The sequence below is a fragment of the Paraburkholderia sp. BR14312 genome, from assembly GCF_040948675.1.
Taxonomy (GTDB): Bacteria; Pseudomonadota; Gammaproteobacteria; order Burkholderiales; family Burkholderiaceae; genus Paraburkholderia; species Paraburkholderia nodosa_A.
In genome coordinates this window covers 577,059-597,883 of the sequence record NZ_JBFPKI010000004.1, presented here as the reverse complement: position 1 = coordinate 597,883, position 20,825 = coordinate 577,059, and the positions used below count along the sequence as shown (strand labels likewise).

At 65.4% G+C, this 20,825-nt stretch carries 12 protein-coding genes and 1 tRNA gene; 8 read left to right on the top strand and 5 right to left on the bottom strand.

Annotated elements, in window-relative coordinates:
* The first annotated feature begins 202 nt into the window (after window positions 1-202).
* The 5 genes from AB3X98_RS14770 to AB3X98_RS14750 all read left to right on the top strand — a co-directional run bounded on the left by AB3X98_RS14770 (window position 203) and on the right by AB3X98_RS14750 (window position 7,955).
* Window positions 203-2,686 carry a metallophosphoesterase gene (locus tag AB3X98_RS14770; protein ID WP_368606913.1) on the top strand — a complete coding sequence of 828 codons (2,484 nt, stop codon included), beginning with the start codon at window positions 203-205 and terminating at the stop codon, window positions 2,684-2,686.
* 148 nt (window positions 2,687-2,834) lie between these two features.
* Entirely contained in the window at window positions 2,835-3,890 is a 1,056-nt protein-coding gene (locus AB3X98_RS14765) for a hypothetical protein (protein ID WP_368606914.1), read from the top strand.
* A 610-nt stretch (window positions 3,891-4,500) separates the two neighbouring features.
* Window positions 4,501-5,457, top strand: a complete 957-nt coding sequence (locus tag AB3X98_RS14760; RefSeq protein ID WP_368606915.1) for a hypothetical protein — start codon at window positions 4,501-4,503, stop codon at window positions 5,455-5,457.
* Window positions 5,458-5,828: 371 nt separating this feature from the next.
* Window positions 5,829-5,905, top strand: a tRNA-Asp gene (locus tag AB3X98_RS14755).
* A 103-nt stretch (window positions 5,906-6,008) separates the two neighbouring features.
* Window positions 6,009-7,955, top strand: a complete 1,947-nt coding sequence (locus AB3X98_RS14750) for a SurA N-terminal domain-containing protein (RefSeq protein WP_368606916.1) — start codon at window positions 6,009-6,011, stop codon at window positions 7,953-7,955.
* A gap of 96 nt (window positions 7,956-8,051) precedes the next feature.
* Here AB3X98_RS14750 and AB3X98_RS14745 read toward each other — a convergent pair whose 3' ends face one another.
* Complete coding sequence (locus AB3X98_RS14745; RefSeq protein ID WP_028206982.1) at window positions 8,052-8,399, bottom strand: hypothetical protein; 348 nt, start codon at window positions 8,397-8,399, stop codon at window positions 8,052-8,054.
* A 206-nt stretch (window positions 8,400-8,605) separates the two neighbouring features.
* A complete protein-coding gene (locus AB3X98_RS14740; RefSeq protein WP_069268129.1) occupies window positions 8,606-9,262 on the bottom strand; it encodes an arylesterase in 657 nt (218 codons plus the stop codon).
* A gap of 117 nt (window positions 9,263-9,379) precedes the next feature.
* On the opposite strand from AB3X98_RS14740, the gene AB3X98_RS14735 reads away from it, so the two are divergent.
* On the top strand, window positions 9,380-10,126 hold the full coding sequence (locus tag AB3X98_RS14735) for an ABC transporter ATP-binding protein (RefSeq protein ID WP_368606917.1): 747 nt from the start codon (window positions 9,380-9,382) through the stop codon (window positions 10,124-10,126).
* A gap of 54 nt (window positions 10,127-10,180) precedes the next feature.
* Here the strand turns inward: AB3X98_RS14735 and pgi are convergent, their stop codons facing one another.
* The 3 genes from pgi to AB3X98_RS14720 all read right to left on the bottom strand — a co-directional run bounded on the left by pgi (window position 10,181) and on the right by AB3X98_RS14720 (window position 15,063).
* The gene (pgi, locus tag AB3X98_RS14730; protein ID WP_368606918.1) at window positions 10,181-11,800 is read right to left on the bottom strand and encodes a glucose-6-phosphate isomerase; all 1,620 of its coding nucleotides are present in this window, start codon (window positions 11,798-11,800) and stop codon (window positions 10,181-10,183) included.
* 254 nt (window positions 11,801-12,054) lie between these two features.
* A complete protein-coding gene (locus AB3X98_RS14725) occupies window positions 12,055-13,647 on the bottom strand; it encodes an NAD(P)H-hydrate dehydratase (RefSeq protein WP_368610267.1) in 1,593 nt (530 codons plus the stop codon).
* A 120-nt stretch (window positions 13,648-13,767) separates the two neighbouring features.
* Complete coding sequence (locus AB3X98_RS14720) at window positions 13,768-15,063, bottom strand: FAD-dependent oxidoreductase (RefSeq protein ID WP_368606481.1); 1,296 nt, start codon at window positions 15,061-15,063, stop codon at window positions 13,768-13,770.
* Window positions 15,064-15,405: 342 nt separating this feature from the next.
* Here AB3X98_RS14720 and purL point away from each other — a divergent pair, with 342 nt between their 5' ends.
* Together purL and AB3X98_RS14710 are read left to right on the top strand one after the other, a co-directional pair.
* Window positions 15,406-19,482 carry a phosphoribosylformylglycinamidine synthase gene (purL, locus tag AB3X98_RS14715; protein WP_368606480.1) on the top strand — a complete coding sequence of 1,359 codons (4,077 nt, stop codon included), beginning with the start codon at window positions 15,406-15,408 and terminating at the stop codon, window positions 19,480-19,482.
* Window positions 19,483-19,704: 222 nt separating this feature from the next.
* The gene (locus tag AB3X98_RS14710; protein ID WP_342945725.1) at window positions 19,705-20,820 is read left to right on the top strand and encodes a Fic family protein; all 1,116 of its coding nucleotides are present in this window, start codon (window positions 19,705-19,707) and stop codon (window positions 20,818-20,820) included.
* The last annotated feature ends 5 nt before the right edge of the window (window positions 20,821-20,825 follow it).

The window sequence follows — 20,825 nt, the reverse complement described above, 5'->3', positions numbered from 1 at the left end:
GGTTGCTTCCCGCTGACCAAATTCATCGCGCGGACCGTTGCCGTCGGTCGTTGCTTCACTGCGCAGTCGAGGTCGCAAAGGCAGCTACCGCCGGGGCGAGACGTTTTTGCAACGTTCGGACAACGCGCTTCTATCCAAGCCGGCGCAACTTTGCCAGAATCTCGCCTACTTTTTACACACCAGACCGCACGATCGAGAAGCAATGTTTGCATGGCGCCGCAATATTAGAATAAACGCTAACGAAGGCATGAAGCCGGGAGACGCGCCGACCACCGTGATGCACGTGTCGGATCTGCATTTCGGACTTCGCTTCGACAACATCCTATGGAAGGATGTCGTGCGTCGAGCCGTTTCGATCAAGCCCGACGTCATTGTCGTCACCGGTGACGTGGTAAACACGCCTTGGCGCCTCGCGGTCAGGCGAGCCGGTGACAGGCTCATCGCCTTGCGGGAAAAGCTGCGGATAGAAACCGGGAAGAAACACCTCGAGATATTCGTCGTGCCGGGAAACCACGACACCCGTATCAGCGGTCTGTTCCCGATTCAATGGCTCCTTCCGGCGGCCATTATCAGCGCGGTGATAGCCGCTACGACGCAGCGGTGGTACCCGTTCGATGGTGCACCGTGGCTGCCCAAGGCCGTCGAAGCAGTGTTCTGGTCCGTCTGCGCCGCGGGGGTTCTCCTACGTCTGGCCACGACCCGCAAGCTCGGTCGCGGCCAACGGCAGGAGCTTTTCATCTCGCACGCGCGTGTGCTGAACGGGATGAACGTCGGCGTCATTCCGTTTGACTCAGCGTCCGAAGGTATTCGCTGGGCGGCGGGCAAGGTGAAGCGCGGCGCACTGGGCGCGTTCCGGGACGTGGCGAGTGCATTCGAGCCGGTTGATGAGTCCCTGGGTATCTTCTGGATCGCCGCCGTTCACCATCATCCTGTGCCGTTGCCGTACGACGCGGGCAACGAGACGATGATGATCATGACCAACGCGGGCAAGTTCCTGCACGAACTGGCTTCTTACGGCGTTCCGCTGGTCCTGCACGGCCACAAACACCACCAGCATTTCTCCAAGCTTTCATTTCAAACGCCTTACAGTACGCAGTCTGAAATTGCTATTCTGTCCGCGAGCACGCCTACGGAGAAGAACGGGGCGGGAGCTTTCCGCCACGGCTTCAACGTGATTCACGTAAACGAAGAGCATCAGGCAATGGTGTCCGTCTACTCAGCGCAGCCCACTGGCGAGACGTTTGTGTTGAAGAAGACGTTTTCGATCGCTGAATCGTCAGAGATGGCTCGGCGTCGATTCGAGACGTACCTTGCGCGCAAAGGGGTCGTGTGTCAGCGAGCGGTGTTCACCGCTGTCGTCGACGAGTTCGGCGGAGCGGTGATAACGCGTCGATTCCACGGCTTTGAGAGCATGCATGCACCGCTTTCGTTGCTGCCCGGCAAGTTCGAGCTGTCTTGCCACGAAGGCCACGTGGGTGAGGTGGTCGTGAAGCCGATTTCCGAGATCGTGCCTCACATGACCGTGCGCGAAGCGGAACGGTCGGTAACGAAGGTGGTTTGCACGGTCGAATTCGAAGGGAGCTTGCTCTCGCCGCGCTCGCCGGTGGACTTCGAGCTTGAGGTGGCGGGTAGCAACCTGTTCGCGCTCGACATCCGACAGTTTGAGGAGTTGTACAACGACCCGACGGCGACAGTCGAGGAGATGATCTGGACGGTCCCGGAAGGGCTCGCTATTCGGGAGCTTCAGCTTCACCTAAAGTTTCTGTCGAAAACCGTGCATCCGTCGCAGATCCGCCTCTCGCGGGCGATCGAAAAGGGGCAGCCATGGCGTCCGTGCGACGAGCACATCTCTTTCGTGCAAGGCGACAGTTCAGCTGCGGTGACTATCCTGCATCCGCAGCCCAACGGACGGTATCGCCTGACTTGGCGTCCGCCCGAGGCGCCGCGTGAAGCGTCAGACATCCTTCGAGGTCGGTCCCGCGCCGCTCGGGAGCGACTGCTTTTCGCGACCGATGAACAGAAAGCCCGTGTCCGGGAGTGGCTGCCGCTGTTTGCACAATATGCCGGGGAGCAAATCTTCGATACGCAGCAGAACTCCCAAGTGCATGCGGCTGTCTTCTCCTACTCGAGCAAGGAGAAACGGCTGCAAATTGTCGCAAGCACCTATGCGGGCGAAGACCCGCGCCGGCAGTGGTCCTTCGGCTATGGGCGTGGCATTGTCGGTGCGACCTTCAAGCTCAACCAGATCGCCGGCTTCGACAAAACCTCATGCGATGCGTTGGGCTATACACACTATCTTCGAGGCGATGGCCAGATTGCAGCGTGTGCGAGCGACGTACCCGAAGGCGGCGCCTATGCCTTCCCGCTCAGGATGGAGGATAGTGACCGCAATCAGTCAAAGGAGCCATTCGGTGTCTTGCTGGTGAGCGTCGACGGTTGGGGTGGTCAGTTGGCCACGTTGCAAGCACCGACTGCTGACGCGGAGAATCCGCCGCCGGACTTGTTGGGTTTGCTAGCCAGCCTTGCATCGCAGGAAGTATTGAATCTGCTGGAACACGCTATACTTACGAACAGAACCGGGGAGCAATCATGGAAAAAGCAAAGACGCCGTATTTCCTCCCGAAGACAAGTGCGCCGACGAAAGAAGGCGTCGACCAACTTCGGCAGGACTTTTACAAGGCGGTGAAGGAAGCGAATCGGGCTTCGGTAAAAATTTCCGATAAACGGCGTCCTTCGCGCTGATCTTACAAGCCGCCGAAAGGCGGCTTTTTTGATATCCATCACAAGTACAAAATATGGGCAGTTTGGAGTCGGCTGCACCCCTTAGCTCAGCCTTGGACCATCTGATCGGGGTATCGCTTAACGGCTGGACCGTTTCATGCGAAGTAAAGGGGAGCCCGGGCGAGGATCGCGACGGACATTTCTCGCGAGGTTTTCTCGCACGAAAGAACGGCATTGAAGCTTTCATCAAAGTCCTCGACCTGCAGGGGGCGGCAAGGCAAGCCTTGTCTCTCGACGAGATAACACATCTTGTGCAGGCGCATCAGTTTGAGCGGCAGGTCCTTGCTGCCTGCATGGACGCGCGAATGGCGAACGTAGTAAAGATGTACGACTACGGTCAATGCGACGTCGTCACTCCGGGCGGCAAGCATACTGTCTACTACTTCGTCCTTGAGCGCGCGGAGCGGGATGTGCGCCACTCGCTCACTTTCGGTGCAACGCAGATGCCCGACTGGAAGCTCGCCGTTCTGCATCAAACGGCGCTTGCCCTGGTCCAGCTTCATCGCCAGCGCATCTGTCATCAGGACGTGAAGCCGGGAAACATCCTTGATTTCGACAGCAAGAAGTTCAAGCTGACCGATTTCGGCCGTGCGTTCTCACGGACCCACGATTTCCCTCAAGCTGCTGGCATTCCGTTTCTCGGTGAGCTTTGCTATGCGCCGCCTGAATATCTTTACGAATTCACGCCGCAGGATAGCGTCGACCAGCGGGAGGGGGCCGACGCATACCTGCTTGGCAGCCTGATTGGCATGTTGTTCTGCGGAACTGGCGCAACGGAAATGCTACTGCACACGATTCCGCCAGAAATCAGTCCGTACAATCAGCCATGCCCGCGCTTCGCGGACGCTCTCCCGCATCTGATAGCGGCGCACGGCCTCGTGCTCGTCGATGTGGCTCAGCAGTTGCCGCCGGAGGCGTCAGAAAAGCTGTGCGCTGCCTACGCGGAACTGACGCATCCGGATCCGACGGTTCGTGGTCATCCTGATGCGCGCCGTTCGGCCGGGCGAGGACTCGGGATCGACCGCTATGTGTCGCTGTTCGATCGGTTACGCCATGTATGCACGGTGAGTCGTAGGCAGGCAAGGGTGCGAGATGCCGAAACCATCTGAACGCCGGGTTGTTCCTCGGTGGCGGACGTCGTCGAATACGCTCGCGGCCGACTCGCCCACGTCAGGCACGGCGCCGGGACCCGTACCCTCAGAAGTGCTGCAAGCCGTGCGCGCAAAGGCGGGGCAGTTTGAGTCGAACCAATGTATAGGCCTAGCCGCCGACTTGTTGGCTTATAGTCCCATGAAGGCTCTGCGAGACCAGTTGGTAAGCGCAGCGCGCTTCGTCACTGCGCTTCCGGGTGATGAGGCACCTCTACCCCTTCGCAGAGCTGCCGAGATAGTGCTCGGGATCAAAGCAAACATCGCCGCACGCACGGCGGGAGAAGAAATTCGATTCCTACGGGGTCGTTTGCGGACAAATCCACGTGACGGGATCACTCACGTTGACATTGCTCGCGCCTTTACTATTTCAGGTGACGAGGATTCGGCCACGAAACATCTGCGGATCGCTTCCTACTTGCTGCCGCTTAATCGTTTCGTCCTTCGTTCGACAGCAAGGTTTTACGCGCATCGGTCCGAGCCTGATCGAGCGCGGCATCTTCTTGCAAATTCTCCAAGAACTTCGCGTGACCCGTGGTTGATGGCGTCCCTTGTGACGTTTGAGACGATCATGGATGACGGCAAGTCAACTGGCCGTGCGCTCAAGATGCTCAAGGACGAGCGATTTTCGCCAGCGGACACGACCGAACTCGCCTGTGCATTAAGCGTTGTCGAATACAAGCAAGGTGCGTGGAGGGAATCTCGCAAGCTGCTCAATAAGGGCCTGCGCGTGCCCAACGATAATGCCGTGGCGCAGGCGCTCTGGTTCGTTGAGACCACCGGAGCGGAGATACGAGCGGAAGAGGCATGGTTGCGAAACGATTTTGCTGCAGAGGCCCGTTACTACGAGCGCAGCGGGACCAGTGATTTCAATGCTGCGGTGGAAGAGGCTCTGGCTTGGTATCGAGACGAACCCTTCTCAACGCGCCCGTTGCAAGCCGCTTCGTACCTGCTCGGCATACTCGGACGGTATGAGGAAGGCAAACGGTGGGCCACCGAAGGGCTGCGGTTGCGGGAAAGTGACAGCGCCCTGCGAAACAATCTCGCGTTCGTACTCATGGCTGCCGGCGAATTGGAAGAGGGCGAACGCGAATTGAGGAAAGCGATTCGGGTCGAGCAGCAGGAGAAGAAGATTTCGGCGCATACCAAAGCCAATGTAGGGATGCTGTGTTACCGGTACGGAGAGTTTGAAGCGGGAGAGAAATGGTATCGCGCGGCGTCTGCCGAGTATGCGCAAGTTAGGGCTGGTGGGGAAACAGCGGCGTTAGCGTTGTCTCACATGGCTGTTGAGGCCACTCGGGCCGCGGCACCGAATGCTGCGGCGTTGGTGGCAGAAGCAGAAGCAGTTCTGGGTAAGCATCACTACCCGGATGCACGCCTTGTGCTGAATAGCGTTAAAACCGTGAATCGAAAAGAATCGGGTGAACCACCCCTCAAGACACCGCTCGTGCTCGACGCACGGACGTGGCGGCACGACGCTGCCAACAACATCCTTATTGTGGAGCATTTGAAGCCGTTCAAGGAGTGAGCAGGCTTCGTGCGACCTTGCGAGGTGTCCCTTCCCCTCCTGCCCTTGCCATCTGTTTTGCTGCATACCGCAAGATTGTGTATGGTGGCTTGCCCAACGGGTACCTGGGCATACGTTGATGTGCGCGCGCAGTACGCGACTTAGGGTTGTGCCATATACGCGCTAAGCCGGTGGCGCCGATCGATGAAGTTGCAGGCAGATTTTCGTTGCCAGACTGCGACATTTGCGGCAAAATCTCACGTCGTTGTATTTTTCGTTGTATTTGCGTGATCGAACTGGGGTAAAGCCTTGTCTATCAAGGCAGGCGAAGGGGTTTTGGAACCCCTCAGCACCCACCACAGCTTCAGTTCCGGTACGTAGCGCACCCGCACGGAGCGGTAGTTCAGTTGGTTAGAATACCGGCCTGTCACGCCGGGGGTCGCGGGTTCGAGTCCCGTCCGCTCCGCCAAGGATATCTCGACAAGAAGGCGAACTCCGGTTCGCCTTTTTTGTTGGCCGCTGTTGTAATATCGGGCGTTCCGTTTTTTGGCGCCCTCAACGTCTGGTCACGCATGCTCGACTTTTTCCGCAATCACAAACGCCTGATGATGTTCATGCTGCTCCTGGTCGTCCTGCCAGGGCTGGGCTTCGTCGGTATTCAAGGTTTCCGCGGCTTCTTCGATGAAAGCGCGAACGTCGCGAGCGTCAACGGGCACAAGATCACGCGTGTCGAATACGACAACGCCGCGCGCCAGCAGCTCGACCAGGCCCGCCAGGTCCTTGGCGCGCAATTCGATGCGAGCATGTTCGACACGCCCCAGCACCGCAAGGACATCCTCGACGGTCTGATCCAGCAGCGCGTGCTCGTGGACGAAACGCAGCGCCTGCACCTGACCGCCTCGGACGACGCCGTGCGCCGCGCGCTGCTCTCCGACCCGGTGATCTCGTCGCTCAAGAATCCTGACGGTTCGATCAACCTCGACCAGTACAAGCAGCTGCTCGCCATGCAGGGTATGACGCCGGAGCAGTACGACGAGCGCGTGCGCTATAGCCTCGCCATGCAGCAACTGCCGGCGTCGATCATCAGCAGCGCGTTCACGCCGAAGGCGCTCGCGCAGCAGCTCACGGGCCTCTCGGAGCAGCAGCGCGAAGTGCAGGGCCTCGCGTTCCACACGAGCGACTATGCGCCCAAGGTCCAGCCGACCGACGCGCAATTGCAGGCGTACTACGACGCGAACAAGAACGCGTTCGCCACGCCGGCGACGGCGCAGATCCAGTATCTCGTGCTCTCGGCGGCGACGGTTGCCGCCGGCGTGCAGCCGAGCGACGCCGATCTCAAGAAGTACTACGACGACAACATCGCGCACTACCGCACGCAGGAAGAAGTGCGCGCGAGCCACATCCTGATTACGGTGCCGAAGGACGCCAGCGCCGACGGGCGCAACGCCGCGAAGCAGAAGGCCGAATCGATCCTCGCCGAAGTGAAGGCGCATCCGGACCAGTTCGCGCAGATCGCGCAGAAGGAATCGCAGGACCCCGGTTCGGCCTCGAAGGGCGGCGACCTCGGCTACTTCGGCCCCGGCATGATCGCGGGCGGCCAGGCGTTCGACGCCGCGGTCTTCAAGCTCAAGAAGGACGAGATCAGCGACGTGATCCAGTCGGACTTCGGCTATCACATCGTCAAGGTCACGGACCTGAAGCCGGCGGTCACGAAGCCGTTCGACGACGTGAAGGCGCAGATCATGAACGACGTGAAGACGCAGCAAGCCGCGAAGCTGCTCGCCGACGCGAGCGATGGCTTTACGTCGGTGGTCTACGAGCAGGCCAAGAGCCTGCAGCCGGCCGCGGACAAGTACAAGCTGACGATCCAGACGGCGACGGTCACGCCGAAGCCGAATGCAGCGCTGCCGCCGGACAGCCCGCTGAACAACCAGAAGTTCCTCGACGCGGTATTCGCGAGCGACTCGGTGAACCAGCACAACAACACCCAGGCGATCGATGTCGGCAACAACACGCTGATCTCGGCTCACGTGACGAACTACCAGCCGGCCGCCGTGCCCGCGTTCGCCGCGGTCAAGGACGCGGTGCGCCGGAAGGTGGTCGCGCAGCAGGCCGCCGACATCGCGCACAAGGACGGCGAGGCGAAGCTCGCGGAGCTGCAGAAGTCGAAATCCACCGACGGTTTCTCGTCGGCGCTCAAGGTGTCGCGCAACGACGCACAGGGCCTGCCGTCCAGCGCGCTGTCCGCCGTCTTCAAGGCCGATGCGCAGAAGCTGCCCGCTTACGTGGGCGTGGACCTCGGCAACGACGGCTATGCGATCTACCGCGTGAACAGCGTGACCAACGGTGCGGCCGCAGAGGGCCCGCGTCTGGCCGCCGCGCAGCAGCAGCTGGCCCAGGTGGACGGCCAGTCGCAGGTGCAGGCGTACCTCGACGCGCTGCGCGAGCGCGCGAAGGTGAAGCTCTACGGCTCGCTCAGCTCGGCCAGCCAGTCGGGCGACGGCGACAACGCCCAGTAAGCCCGATCCGCGTATCCGCCCGCCGGCGTCGAGAGCCGGCGCAAAAAAAGCCCCGCGATACAACGCGGGGCTTTTTGCGTTCTGGCGAGCGCGAAATCAGAGGCAGGCGCTGATGTCGCTGGTGGCGTCTCCACCGGCGCCGCCGCCTGAGCGGAAGCCGACCCACGTCTTCGCGCTGGCGCTCCATGCCGGGCGCACCGTTGCGGCTGCGCCGTTAGGCGGCTGCTGGCCAGGGACGTAGACGTCGACAGCCTGGCCGTTGGCGAGCACGGACTGCGAGACGACTTGCTGTTGCGACTTGTCGGCCCATTTTTGCGCGATGCATTGGGCAACCGTCGCAGGCGGTTGCTGGCTCGTGCCGACGGACTGTGCTCCGCTCGGCATTGGCTGATTGGCGCAGGCAGCAAGGGCTGCCGTAACGACAATGAGAGGTAAATATTTCATGCTTCTTCCCTCCAGTCAGGGTCGGTCGGATTCAGACAGCGAAACTTCGCGGGCTCGCGTGTCTGACGCAAACGGTGGCCAATGGCGGGACGCGGTTGCCCGCCGCCACGCTGGCCGAGAGGCTCGAGCGGCTTGAACGCGCCGAGGGCGGGGCCCTGGGAATGGGCGCCCGGTGAGGACGCCCGCGCGTTTGTCCCGCTGCCGCCTCAGCGCCGCACGCCGCTGCCTAGCAGCGGCTTGAGCGTTGGCCACACGTTATCGAGCAGCAAAGGCTGTGCCTGCTGCGTGGGATGGATCTGATCGGCCTGGAAGAGTTCGGGCTTGTCGGCGAGACCGGCGAGCAGAAAGGGCACGAGCGGCACGTTCAGTTCTTTCGCCAGCCGCTCGTAGATGGCGTGGAAGTCACGCGTATAGTCGACCCCGTAGTTGGGCGGCACATACATGCCGATGAGCACGGGTTTCGCACCGCCCTTGCGGATCTGCGCGACGGTGGCGCGCAGATTGCTCTCGGTCGTCGTGAGCGGTACGCCGCGCAGTGCGTCGTTTGCGCCCAGTTCGACGATCACGATTGCGGGCTTGATGCGCTGCATGACGAGCGGCAGGCGCGTGAGTCCCCCGCTGGTCGTGTCCCCGCTGATGCTCGCATTCGCAACGTTATAATCGATTCGCTCGCTGGCGAGCCGCTGGCGCAGCAGGGCCACCCAGCCCGTATCGCGCGGCAGGCCGTATTCGGCCGAAAGGCTGTCGCCGAGCACGACGATGTTCGGCTTCGCCGTTGCGGCGGGGTTTGTCGCCGCGTTGGCAGTAGAGACGGGCGTGGCAGCGAGCGCGGTGCCGGTCGTGCCGCATAAGGCGCCCAGCAACGCAGCAGCGGTCAAGGTGGCGATAGCGGCAAGCGCGCTGAAGCGGGACCAAGCGCGGGAAAGGGCGGCGCGCCGCGCGGCGCGCTTCTGGTTCACGGCTAACCTGTGCGTCATCATGTGCGAATGAATAGCGATCCAGTCATCGAAGTACGGGGTTTGACCAAGCGGGTCACCGACGCGACCGGCGAACTGACGATCCTCGACGGCATCGACCTCACCGTGCAGGCGGGCGGGAGCGTGGCGATCGTCGGCGCTTCCGGGTCCGGCAAGTCGACGCTGCTCGGCCTGCTGGCCGGCCTCGACAGCGCGAGCGCGGGTTCGGTGCGCCTGCTAGGCCATGAGCTTACCGGCATGGCCGAAGATCAGCGCGCGGCGCTGCGCAACGGCTCGGTGGGCTTCGTGTTCCAGTCGTTCCAGCTGATGCCGCATCTCACCGCTCTGGAGAACGTCGCGCTGCCGCTCGAACTGCAGGGCGGCATGTCGACGCGTGACGCGTTCTCCCGCGCGCGCACGCTGCTCGAGCGTGTGGGTCTTGCCGAGCGCACGGGCCACTATCCGAAGCTGCTCTCGGGCGGCGAGCAGCAGCGCGTGGCGCTCGCCCGCGCATTCGTGACGCGCCCCGCGGTGCTGTTCGCCGACGAGCCCACTGGCAGCCTCGACGCCGCCACCGGCCACGCCGTCATCGACCTGATGTTCGAACTCAATCGCTCGAACGGGGCGACGCTCGTGCTCGTCACCCACGACGTCGATCTCGCGCAACGCTGCGACGCCATCATCACGATCGAAGCGGGCCACCGCGTGCCCAACGCGCCGCATGGCGCGGCATCCTCGCGCAACGCGAGCAACGTCGAAGCCGGGCGTTAGCGTCTGTCCGGTGAACGGCGTGCGCAGTGCATGCGCACGCCGCTTCTGCCCGATTTAGCGCTTGAGCGCCGCACGGGCGCGCGCGATTAGCGCGGCCGTGGACGAATCGTGCGGCTTCACATCGGCGCTTGCCGCGTTCAAGTCCGCTTCCACCACCTTGCCGAGGATCTTGCCGAGTTCCACGCCCCACTGGTCGAACGGGTTGATGTCCCAAACGGAAGCCTGCACCAGCACCTTGTGCTCATAGAGCGCGATCAGCGCGCCAAGCGAGCGGGCCGTGAGCGCATCGACGAGCAGCGTCGTGGTCGGGCGGTTGCCGGGGAACATGATGTGCGGCACGAGCTCGGGCTTGTCCGGGCCGGCAATCTTCTTCGCTTCTTCCTCGGTGCGGCCAAGCATCATCGCCTCGCTCTGCGCAAAGCAGTTTGCGAGCAGCTTCGGATGATGGTCGGCCAGCGGATGCTCGGGCGTGAGTACGGCGATGAAGTCGATCGGCACGATCGTCGTGCCCTGGTGCAGCATCTGGAAGAACGCGTGCTGGCCGTTCGTGCCGGGCTCGCCCCAGGTGATCGCCGAGGTCGCGTAATCGACGAACTTGCCGTCGAGGCGCGCCGACTTGCCGTTGCTCTCCATTTCGAGCTGCTGGAGATACGAAGGCAGGAAGTGCAGCGCTTCGGAGTAGGGCGCAACGAGATAGCTCTGCGAACCGAAGAAGTTGCGATACCAGATGCCGATCATGCCGAGCAGCACGGGCAGGTTCTTCTCCAGCGGCGCTTCGCGGAAGTGCTTGTCCATGTCGTGCGCGCCGGCGAGCAGTTCGTCGAACTGCTGCGGTCCGATGGCGATCATGATCGAGAGGCCCACGGCCGACCACAACGAATAGCGGCCGCCAACCCAGTCCCACATCTCGAACACGTTTTCTTTGGCGATGCCGAACTTCACGACTTCGGCCGGATTGGCGGAGACGCCCACGAAGTGCTTCGCGAGTTCGCCTTGCGGACAGCCGTGCTTGACGAACCAGTCGCGCATCGACAGCGCGTTGGTCATGGTTTCGAGCGTCGTGAACGTCTTCGAGACGATGATCGCCAGGGTCTCTTCCGGATCGATGTCTTCGATCGTGCGCCACAGGTCCGCGCCGTCGACGTTCGAGACGAAGTGCGAGGTGATCTCGGGCAGCTCGAGATGCCTGAGCGCGTGCACGACCATTTTCGGCCCGAGGTCCGAGCCGCCGATGCCGATATTCACGATATGGCGGATGCGCTTGCCCGTGTAGCCGGTCCATGCGCCGCTGCGCACGGCGTCGGCGAACTTCGCCATCTTCGCGCGTTCGGCGGCGATCTGGGCGTGGTACGGGGCGTCGGCTTCGGTGGCGCGCAAGGCGGTGTGCAGCGCCGCGCGGCCTTCAGTCGGGTTGACGGCTTCGCCCTTGAACATCGCATCGCGGCGCGCTTCTACGCCGGCCTCGCGAGCGAGCTGCACGAGCAGCTTGAGCGTGGCGTCGGTGATGCGGTTCTTCGAGAAGTCGGCGCCGAGACCGGCGCCTGCGAACGTGAAGCGTTCGGCGCGCGTCGGCGCAGGGTCGTTGGCGGGGGCGAACCAGTCGCGCAGCTTTTCGTCGCGGATCTGTTCGTAATGCGTCTGTAGCGCGGACCAGGCGGGGAGCGGATTCGTCATGTTCGTCTAGCGAGGGATCACGAATGGAGGGCGGCAGGTGCGGTTCGCCGGTCTGGCCGAACGCGCGCTTCGCGCGCCGCGGGCAAGCACGGACCGCCTCCGGTGGAAGACGGCGTGCGGAGGATCAGTATAGCGGCCTCGCGCGACACTGCGCAGCGTTGTGATGCCTGCGGCTGTGCCGGGAGCGGGAGGTACGGCCAGCATCGCCGCGAAGCAAGCCGCGTGCCGTGCGACCGGACGCGCGGCATGCGGCTTCAGGCGGCATAAGACGGCGCGTAAAAGAGCCGGTTCATGAGCTTGCGCACCGCTGGCGCGAGTTCGCATGCCGTGAGGCCCGCGGGGCCGTCGCCTTGTGCGCACAGCGTATCGGCGGCGAGGCCGTGCAGGTAGACGCCCGCGAGCGCCGCTTCATAGGGCGGCACGCGCTGGGCCAGCAGCGCGCCGATCATGCCGCCGAGCACGTCGCCGGTGCCGCCCGTGGCGAGGCCCGCGTTGCCGGTGGGATTGACGGCGACGCGGCCGTCGGGCGCGGCGACCACGGTGCCGCTGCCCTTGAGCACGGCAACCGCCGCGTAGCGGGCCGCAAGTGTTCGCGCAGCGGCGAGGCGGTCGCGCTGCACCGCGGCGGTGTCGCAGCCGAGCAGGCGCGCCGCTTCCAGCGGATGAGGCGTGAGCACGCAAGGCGCGCCGCGCGCGGTCGCCGACTGCGCGACGTGCGCCGCGAGCGCCTCGTCGCGCGCGACGAGATTGAGCGCATCGGCATCGAGGAGCACGGGTGCGTGAAGGCGCAGGATGGCGTCCACGAGCTGGCGCGCCGACGCGCTGCCGCCCATGCCGCAGCCCGCCGCGACGGCGTCCATCGCGCCGAGCGAGAGCCTGGCCGCCGCGTGCAGCATGAGTTCGGGGTGCGGGGCGTCGTAGGGCGGCGCGTCGCTGCCGAGAAAGCCCACGTGAACCTTGCCCGCGCCGGTGAGGAGCGCCGCGCGCGCCGCGAGAATCGGCGCGCCGCACATGCCGGTATCGCCGCCGACGACGGCGAGCGTGCCGAACGTGCCCTTGTGAGTGGCGAAGTCGCGGGCGGGCAGCGCGGCGGCGAAGAGCGCGGGCGCGTTCAGGTGTGCGGCGCCCGGTGTGCCTGCGGTGTCGATGCCGATCGGCGCGACCGCGACGGCGCCTGCGTAGTCGCGCCCAACGCCCGTGTACAGTCCGGGCTTGGCGGCGATGAAGGTCACGGTATGGGTTGCGCGCACCGCCGGACCGCTGCCGACGACGTTGCCTGTGTCGCTGTCGAGGCCGCTCGGCACGTCGAGCGCGAGCACGTGGCCATGGCTACGCGCGCGTGCCGAGAGCGTTACGGCGAGTTCGGCGAACACGCCCTCGAGCCCGCGCGCAAGGCCGATGCCGAACATGCCGTCGACGAGCCAGCCGTATGCATCGAACGATCCGGGCACCGACGCGGCGATGGGCACGCCCGCCGCACGCGCCTCGGCGAGCGCCCAGCGCGCGTCGTCGGGCTTGACCTCGACGGGCATGCAGACTTCCACGGCGACGCCCGCGCGATGCAGCTCCGTGGCGACGACGAGCGCGTCACCACCGTTGTTGCCGGGCCCGGCGGCGAACCAGACGGGCTTGTCGCTCGCCGACGAGGGCGCGTGCGCGAGTTGCTCGCTCAGGAAGTGCGCGGCGGCGGCGCCTGCGCGCGCCATGAGCGTGTGGGCAGGCAGAGCTGACTGCGCGGCGACTTCGGCCTCGCGCAGCGGTTCGACGGTAAGCAGCGGGACCGCACGATCATGCGGGTAGACGAGCACCGGTTGCCCGGCGCCGGAGGAATGTAGAGCGTGCGTCATGGCGATGCGGTCCTCGGAGGCGACATCGCAACGATACCCGAGCATGCCTTCAGACGGCACGCCCCAGGCGCGCGCTGGACTGGCGCGGCGGCGCGGCAATGCCGCACACGCGTGCGCGGCTCAATCGCGGCCCGGCGAGAGCGCCTTGATGGTATCGGCCGGCAGGTCAGGCGCCGCGTTGGAGATCTGCTGGGCGATGAGACGCGCGGAGCCGAGCGAAAGTGCCCAGCCTGCCGGCCCGTGGCCCGCGTTGACGTACAGGCGCGGATGGCTCACGTTGCCGACCGCCGGCAGGCCGTCGGCGGAAAGCAGCTTCATGCCTTCCCACGCGAGCGCCGCCGAAATGCGCGCGGCGCCCGGCGCCCAGTCGCGCGACGCCTCGCCGAGCAGCGCGAGGGCGTCTTCGGTGAGCCCCTCGGGCAGCGCGTCATCGACCTCCTGTGCGCGCAGCAGCACGGCGGCGCCCGATATGCGCAGCCGGTGATTCATGCGCGCGATGGCGATGCGCTTGCCGGCGTCGACGATGGTCGTCTGCGGCACGCATTCCTCGTGTGCCACCGGCGAATTGAGCGTGTGCATGCGCAGCGGATAAAACGGCACCTTGAGGCCGAGCGGCGCGAGCAGGCGCGGCGTTTGCGCGCCCGCGGCGACCACGACGGCGTCGCCCGAGATCACTTCGACGTCGCGCGAGCGGCCCGCTTCGTGCGCCGGCGGCGCCAGCTCCACGGCCGCGCGCCGGTCTTCCAGGCGTATCGCATTGACCTCGCGGCTCATCTCGAACTGCACGCCGCCCTGGGCGTCGAGCACCTGCTTGAGCAGCTTCACGAAGAGCGGGCAGTTGGCCACCCGGCCGGTTTCGAAATGCACGCCGCCCGCAAACGGCGGATCGGCGGGGATGGCATGGTCGAAAGCCACGCATTCCGCGGGCGAAAGCGCGTGGTGGGGCGTCTCGAAGCGGCGCAGCAGTTCGAGGGCCGGTTGCGTGAGCGACCATTCGTCGTTGCCGCGCACGAGGTAGAGCAGGCCGTCGCGCTGCTCGTAGTCGAGCTGGAAGCGCGCGTCGATGTCGGCGAGCGCCGCTTGCGCCGAGTCGATGAGCGGGCGCAGCAGCGCATAGCGCCCGGCGAACGCCTCGGAGCCGTGCAGCGTGGCGAGGCGCTTGACGAAACCGTGCGCGTGCCCGCGCCAGCCCGTCTTGCTGATCACGCCGCCGGACGATTGACGGCCATTGCGCAGGAAGGTGGGGCCGAACCAGACGTCGAGCGGCGTGGGCAGCGCAATGCCGCTATGCCCATAGGTCGCGCCTTGCGCAACGGTGGCGTGGCGTTCGATTACGCAGACGCGATGCCCGGCCGCGCGCAGCTGCCAGGCGGTAGCGATGCCGGCGATTCCGCCGCCGATGACGATGACATCCATGACGATACGATCTGCAGGCAGGCGGCGCTCGCTCGGGTGAGGGCGTCCTGCCGAAGGTGGGGCGTGCGGCGCGCCGAAGCCATGCCCGGGTGCGCCGATCAGACGAAACGCGCAATCATAGCAGCGAAAGCGTCCGCGTCGCCATGCGCGAGGCCGGCTTGCCACACGCGTGTCGCACGGCCACCGGGGCGGTCAGGACAGGCCTTCCGGGTTATAATCGCGGTCTCCCTTCGCCTGACCGTCGCCATCCCCCGCGCGACGCATCGCCACCTTGCGACGTGTTTCGCGCGAGGCGAAGCCGCGACGCAACTCTGACGCAACCTCGACGCAACGCCCCAGTCCATGGCCCACTTCTCGTGTTTCCCCGGCGCTTCGGCCCTTTCCGACTTCCGTCAGACCCGCCTGCTCGAGACGCTTCAGCGTATCGACGCCAACATCGTCGGCGTGCACGGCCAGTATCTGCACTTCGTCAATTCGGCCGAGCCGCTCTCTGCCGACGACAGCGCGAAGATCGACGCGCTGATGCACTACGGCGCGCCGTTCGCGGCCCCGCAGGAGCGCGGCAGCGCGCTCACGTTCCTCGTCGTGCCGCGCTTCGGCACGGTGTCGCCGTGGGCGAGCAAGGCCACGGACATCGCGCACCATTGCGGCCTCGAGCAGGTGCGCCGCATCGAGCGCGGCGTCGAATACACCGTGGTGCTCAAGTCGGGCCTGCTCGGCGGCAAGAAGACGCTCCCGGAAGAGGCGCACGCCGCCGTCGCCGCGGCGCTGCACGACCGCATGACGGAAAGCGTGGCGCCTTCGCGCGACGCGGCACTGCATCTGTTCGATGAACTGCCGGCCCGCCCGATGCAGACGGTCGACGTGCTCGGCCACGGCCGTGCGGCGCTGGAAACGGCCAACGGCGAACTGGGCCTCGCGCTCGCCGACGATGAAATCGACTATCTCGTCGACAACTTCAAGAAGCTCGAGCGCAACCCGACCGACGTCGAGCTGATGATGTTCGCGCAGGCCAACAGCGAGCACTGCCGCCACAAGATCTTCAACGCGAGCTGGACGATCGACGGCCAGGATCAGGATTTGTCGCTTTTCGCGATGATCCGCAACACCGAGAAGATCAGCCCGCAGGGCACGATCGTTGCCTACTCGGATAACTCGTCGATCATGGAAGGCGCGGTCGCGGAGCGCTGGTTCCCGCGCAAGAACAACGCCGACGGCACGCCCGGCGAACAGTACGGCCGCCACACCGAACTCACGCACACGCTGATGAAGGTGGAGACGCACAACCACCCCACGGCGATCTCGCCGTTCGCGGGCGCGGCGACGGGCTCGGGCGGCGAAATCCGCGACGAAGGCGCGACGGGCCGCGGCGCGCGTCCGAAGGCCGGTCTCACGGGCTTCACGGTTTCGAACCTCGATCTGCCCGACGCGCGCGAAGCATGGGAAGATGCGCGTGACGCGGCCGTGCCGCTCGCGCTGCGCAACCCCGCCGACACGCAGGGCGCCTATGGCCGCCCGGACCGCATCGCTTCGCCGCTGCAGATCATGATCGACGGCCCGCTCGGCGGCGCCGCGTTCAACAACGAATTCGGCCGGCCGAACCTCGGCGGCTATTTCCGTACCTACGAGCAGAACGTGGCGGGCACCGTGCGCGGCTATCACAAGCCGATCATGATCGCGGGCGGCCTCGGCAACATCAGCGCGCAGCACACGCACAAGCACGACCTGCCGGCCGGCACGCTGCTGATCCAGATCGGCGGCCCGGGCATGCGCATCGGGATGGGCGGCGGCGCGGCCAGCTCGATGGCCACCGGCACCAATACCGCCGAACTCGACTTCGACTCGGTTCAGCGCGGCAACCCGGAAATCGAGCGTCGCGCGCAGGAAGTCATCAATTCGTGCTGGCAGCTCGGCGAACGCAACCCGATCCTGAGCATTCACGACGTGGGCGCGGGCGGCCTTTCCAACGCCTTCCCGGAACTCGTCGACGGCGCCGACAAGGGCGCGCGCTTCGAGCTGCGCAAGGTGCAGCTAGAAGAGTCGGGCCTTTCGCCGCGCGAAATCTGGTCGAACGAATCGCAGGAACGCTACGTTCTCGCGATCGCGCCCGCCGATCTGGCCGAGTTCCAGGCGATCTGCGAGCGTGAGCGTTGCCCGTTCGCCGTCGTGGGCGTCGCGACCGACGCGCGCGACCTGAAGCTCATCGACACCGACGAGCAGGCGCTCGCGGCCAACGGCGGCCACCAGCCCGTCGACATGCCGATGGACATCCTGCTCGGCAAGCCGCCGCGCATGCACCGCGACGTCGAGCACGCGAGCGTGCCGCTCGCGCCGGTCGAAGTCACGGGCGTCTCGCTCGACGAAGTCGCGAAGAGCGTGCTGCGCCACCCGACCGTGGGCAACAAGTCGTTCCTCATCACCATCGGCGACCGCTCGGTGGGCGGCACGACGGTGCGCGACCAGATGGTCGGCCCGTGGCAGGTGCCGGTGGCCGACTGCGCGATCACCGCGCTCGACTACGCGGGCTACAAGGGCGAAGCGATGACGATGGCCGAGCGCACGCCGCTCGCCGTGATCGATGCGCCCGCATCGGGCCGCATGGCCGTGGGCGAGGCGATCACCAACATCGCCAGCGCGCCCATTTTGTCGCTCGACAAGCTCAAGCTCTCCGCGAACTGGATGGCCGCGTGCGGCGCACCGGGCGAGGACGCGGCGCTCTACGACACCGTGAAGGCGATCGGCATGGAGCTGTGCCCGGCGCTGGGCATCGGCATTCCGGTGGGCAAGGATTCGCTTTCCATGCGCACGAAGTGGAACGAAGCAGGCGTGGCGAAGGAAGTGGTCGCGCCGGTATCGCTCATCATCTCGGCGTTCGCGCCGGTCGACGACGTGCGCCGCCACCTCACGCCGCAACTGCGCCGCGTCGACGAGGCGGGTGAGTCGGTGCTGATCGCGATCGATCTGGGCCGCGGCAAGAACCGCATGGGCGGCAGCATCTTCGCGCAGGTCACCCAGCAGGTCGGCGACGCGGTGCCCGACGTCGACAGCGCCGAAGACCTCAAGCAGTTCTTCACGGCCATCCAGCAACTGAACGCGAACGAGCAACTGCTCGCGTACCACGACCGCTCGGACGGCGGCCTGTGGGCGACGGTGTGCGAAATGGCTTTCGCGGGTCACACGGGCGTGTCGCTGAACGTGGACATGCTCGCGCTCGACAGCGAGCACGAGTCCGACTACGGCGACGCCAAGGACTGGGCGAAGCAAACGAGCGGCCGCCGCGAAGACCGCACGCTGCGCGCGCTCTTCTCCGAAGAACTGGGCGCCGTGATCCAGGTGCCGGCACAGCAGCGCGACGTCGTGATGGGCGTGCTGCGTCAGCATGGCCTCTCGGTGTGCTCGCACGTGATCGGCACGCTGAACAATCGCGACTCGATCGAAATCTACCGTGACGCGAAGCGCATCTACGAAGCGCCGCGTGCGGAGCTGCAACGCGTGTGGAGCGAAGTGAGCTGGCGTATTGCGCGTCTGCGCGACAATCCCGCGTGCGCCGATTCCGAATACGACGCGCTCCTCGACGCCGCCGATCCGGGCATGCAGCCGCATCTCACGTTCGATCCGGCCGAGGACATCGCTGCGCCGTTCATCGGCAAGGGTGCGCGTCCGCGTGTCGCCATCCTGCGCGAGCAGGGCGTGAACTCGCACCTCGAAACCGCATACGCGTTCGACCGCGCCGGCTTCGACGCGCACGACGTCCACATGAGCGACCTGCTCGAAGGTCGCGCCACGCTCGCCGACTTCGCGGGCGCGGTGGCCTGCGGCGGCTTCTCGTACGGCGACGTGCTGGGCGCGGGCGAAGGCTGGGCCAAGACGATCCGCTTCAACGCGAAGCTCGCGGACATGTTCGCGGCCTTCTTCGCCCGTCAGGACACGTTCGCGCTCGGCATCTGCAACGGCTGCCAGATGATGTCGAGCCTCGCCTCGATGATCCCGGGCGCCGAAGCCTGGCCGAAGTTCACGCGCAACAAGTCGGAGCAGTTCGAAGCGCGCTTCTCGCTGGTGGAAGTGCAGGGCTCGCCGTCGATCTTCTTCAACGGCATGGAAGGCTCGCGCATTCCCGTGGCGGTCGCGCACGGCGAAGGTTTCGCGGACTTCTCGCAGCAGGGCGACATCGCGAAGGTCGCGGTGGCGATGCGCTACGTCGACCATCGCGCCCAGGCAACCGAGGCCTACCCGTTCAATCCGAACGGCTCGCCGCAAGGCATCACGTCGGTCACGACGCCCGACGGCCGCTTCACGGTGCTGATGCCGCACACCGAGCGCGTGCAGCGCACGGTGACGATGAGCTGGCACCCCGAAGCCTGGGGCGAGGCGAGCCCGTGGATGCGTGCGTTCCAGAACGCGCGCAAGTGGGTGGGCTAATGCGCCTCGCGAACCACGCGAACTTCGCGGACGGTTGACGCCGGAGCAGGGCAACTCGCCCCGGCGGAAAACCCCGGTCCTGCCTCGATTGCGAGTGCGGACCGGGGTTTGTGCTTTTTGAGCGCCGGCCGGTGGGACCTTGCGGCGAAAATCGACATTAATCGCCGCATATTTTGCGGTGATTGGCTTGCGCGTGCGGCGAATACGTCTCATAATCGCCGCATGAATAGCGGCGAATACACCTACATCTGGGAAGCGGGCGACTGGCCTCAATGGCGCTTCGATCTGGCGGCGCTCGCCGAGCCCATGGCCGAGGTCAGCCGCGCCCAGGGCCTGCTGGTGGGCAGACTGGCCGATGTGGGACTCGCGCTGCGCGATCAGGCGAGCCTCGCGGCCCTGACGGAGGACGTGCTCAAGACCAGCGAGATCGAGGGCGAGCAGCTCGACGTCGCCTCCGTGCGTTCGTCCATCGCGCGTCGCATGGGCGTGGACATCGGGGCGCTCGCGCCGGTGGACCGCCACGTGGAAGGCGTGGTGGAGATGGTGCTCGACGCGACCACCAACAGCCGCGCGCCGGTTACGCGCGAGCGCCTGTTCGGCTGGCACGCCGCGCTATTTCCCACGGGCTACGCGGGCCTGTCGCGCATCAACGTCGGGGCATGGCGCGACGATGCGAGCGGGCCCATGCAGGTGATCTCGGGGCCGATCGGCCGTCAACGCGTGCATTTCGAGGCGCCGCCCGCGAACCGGCTGGAAGCCCAAACGCAGCGCTTTCTCGACTGGCTCAACGGCCCGCCGCGAGAGCCGCCGTTGATCAAGGCGGCCCTCGGCCACTTGTGGTTCGTCACGCTGCACCCGTTCGACGACGGCAATGGCCGCGTGGCAAGAGCCATCGGCGACCTGCTGCTCGCGCGCGCAGACGGCAGTGCGCAGCGCTTTTACAGCCTCTCCGCGCAGATCCAGCGGGAGCGCAAAGGGTATTACGACATTCTGGAGCGCACGCAGCGCGGCTCGATGGATGTCACGCTCTGGCTCGCCTGGTTCTTCGACGCGCTGCATCGCGCGGTCGATCAGGCGCAAATCACGCTGGACGCGGTGCTCGCCAAGGCGCGCTTCTGGCGCGAGTGGGCCACGACGCCCTTCAACGAGCGCCAGGTCAAGCTCCTGAACCGCTTGCTCGACGGCTTCGACGGCAAGCTCACGAGCGGCAAGTGGGCGGCTATTGCCAAATGCTCGTCCGATACGGCCTTGCGTGACATCAACGACCTGGTGGCGCGTGGCGTGTTGCGCAAGACGGAGGGTGGCGGGCGCAGCACGAGCTACGAGCTCAACGCGTAGCCGCA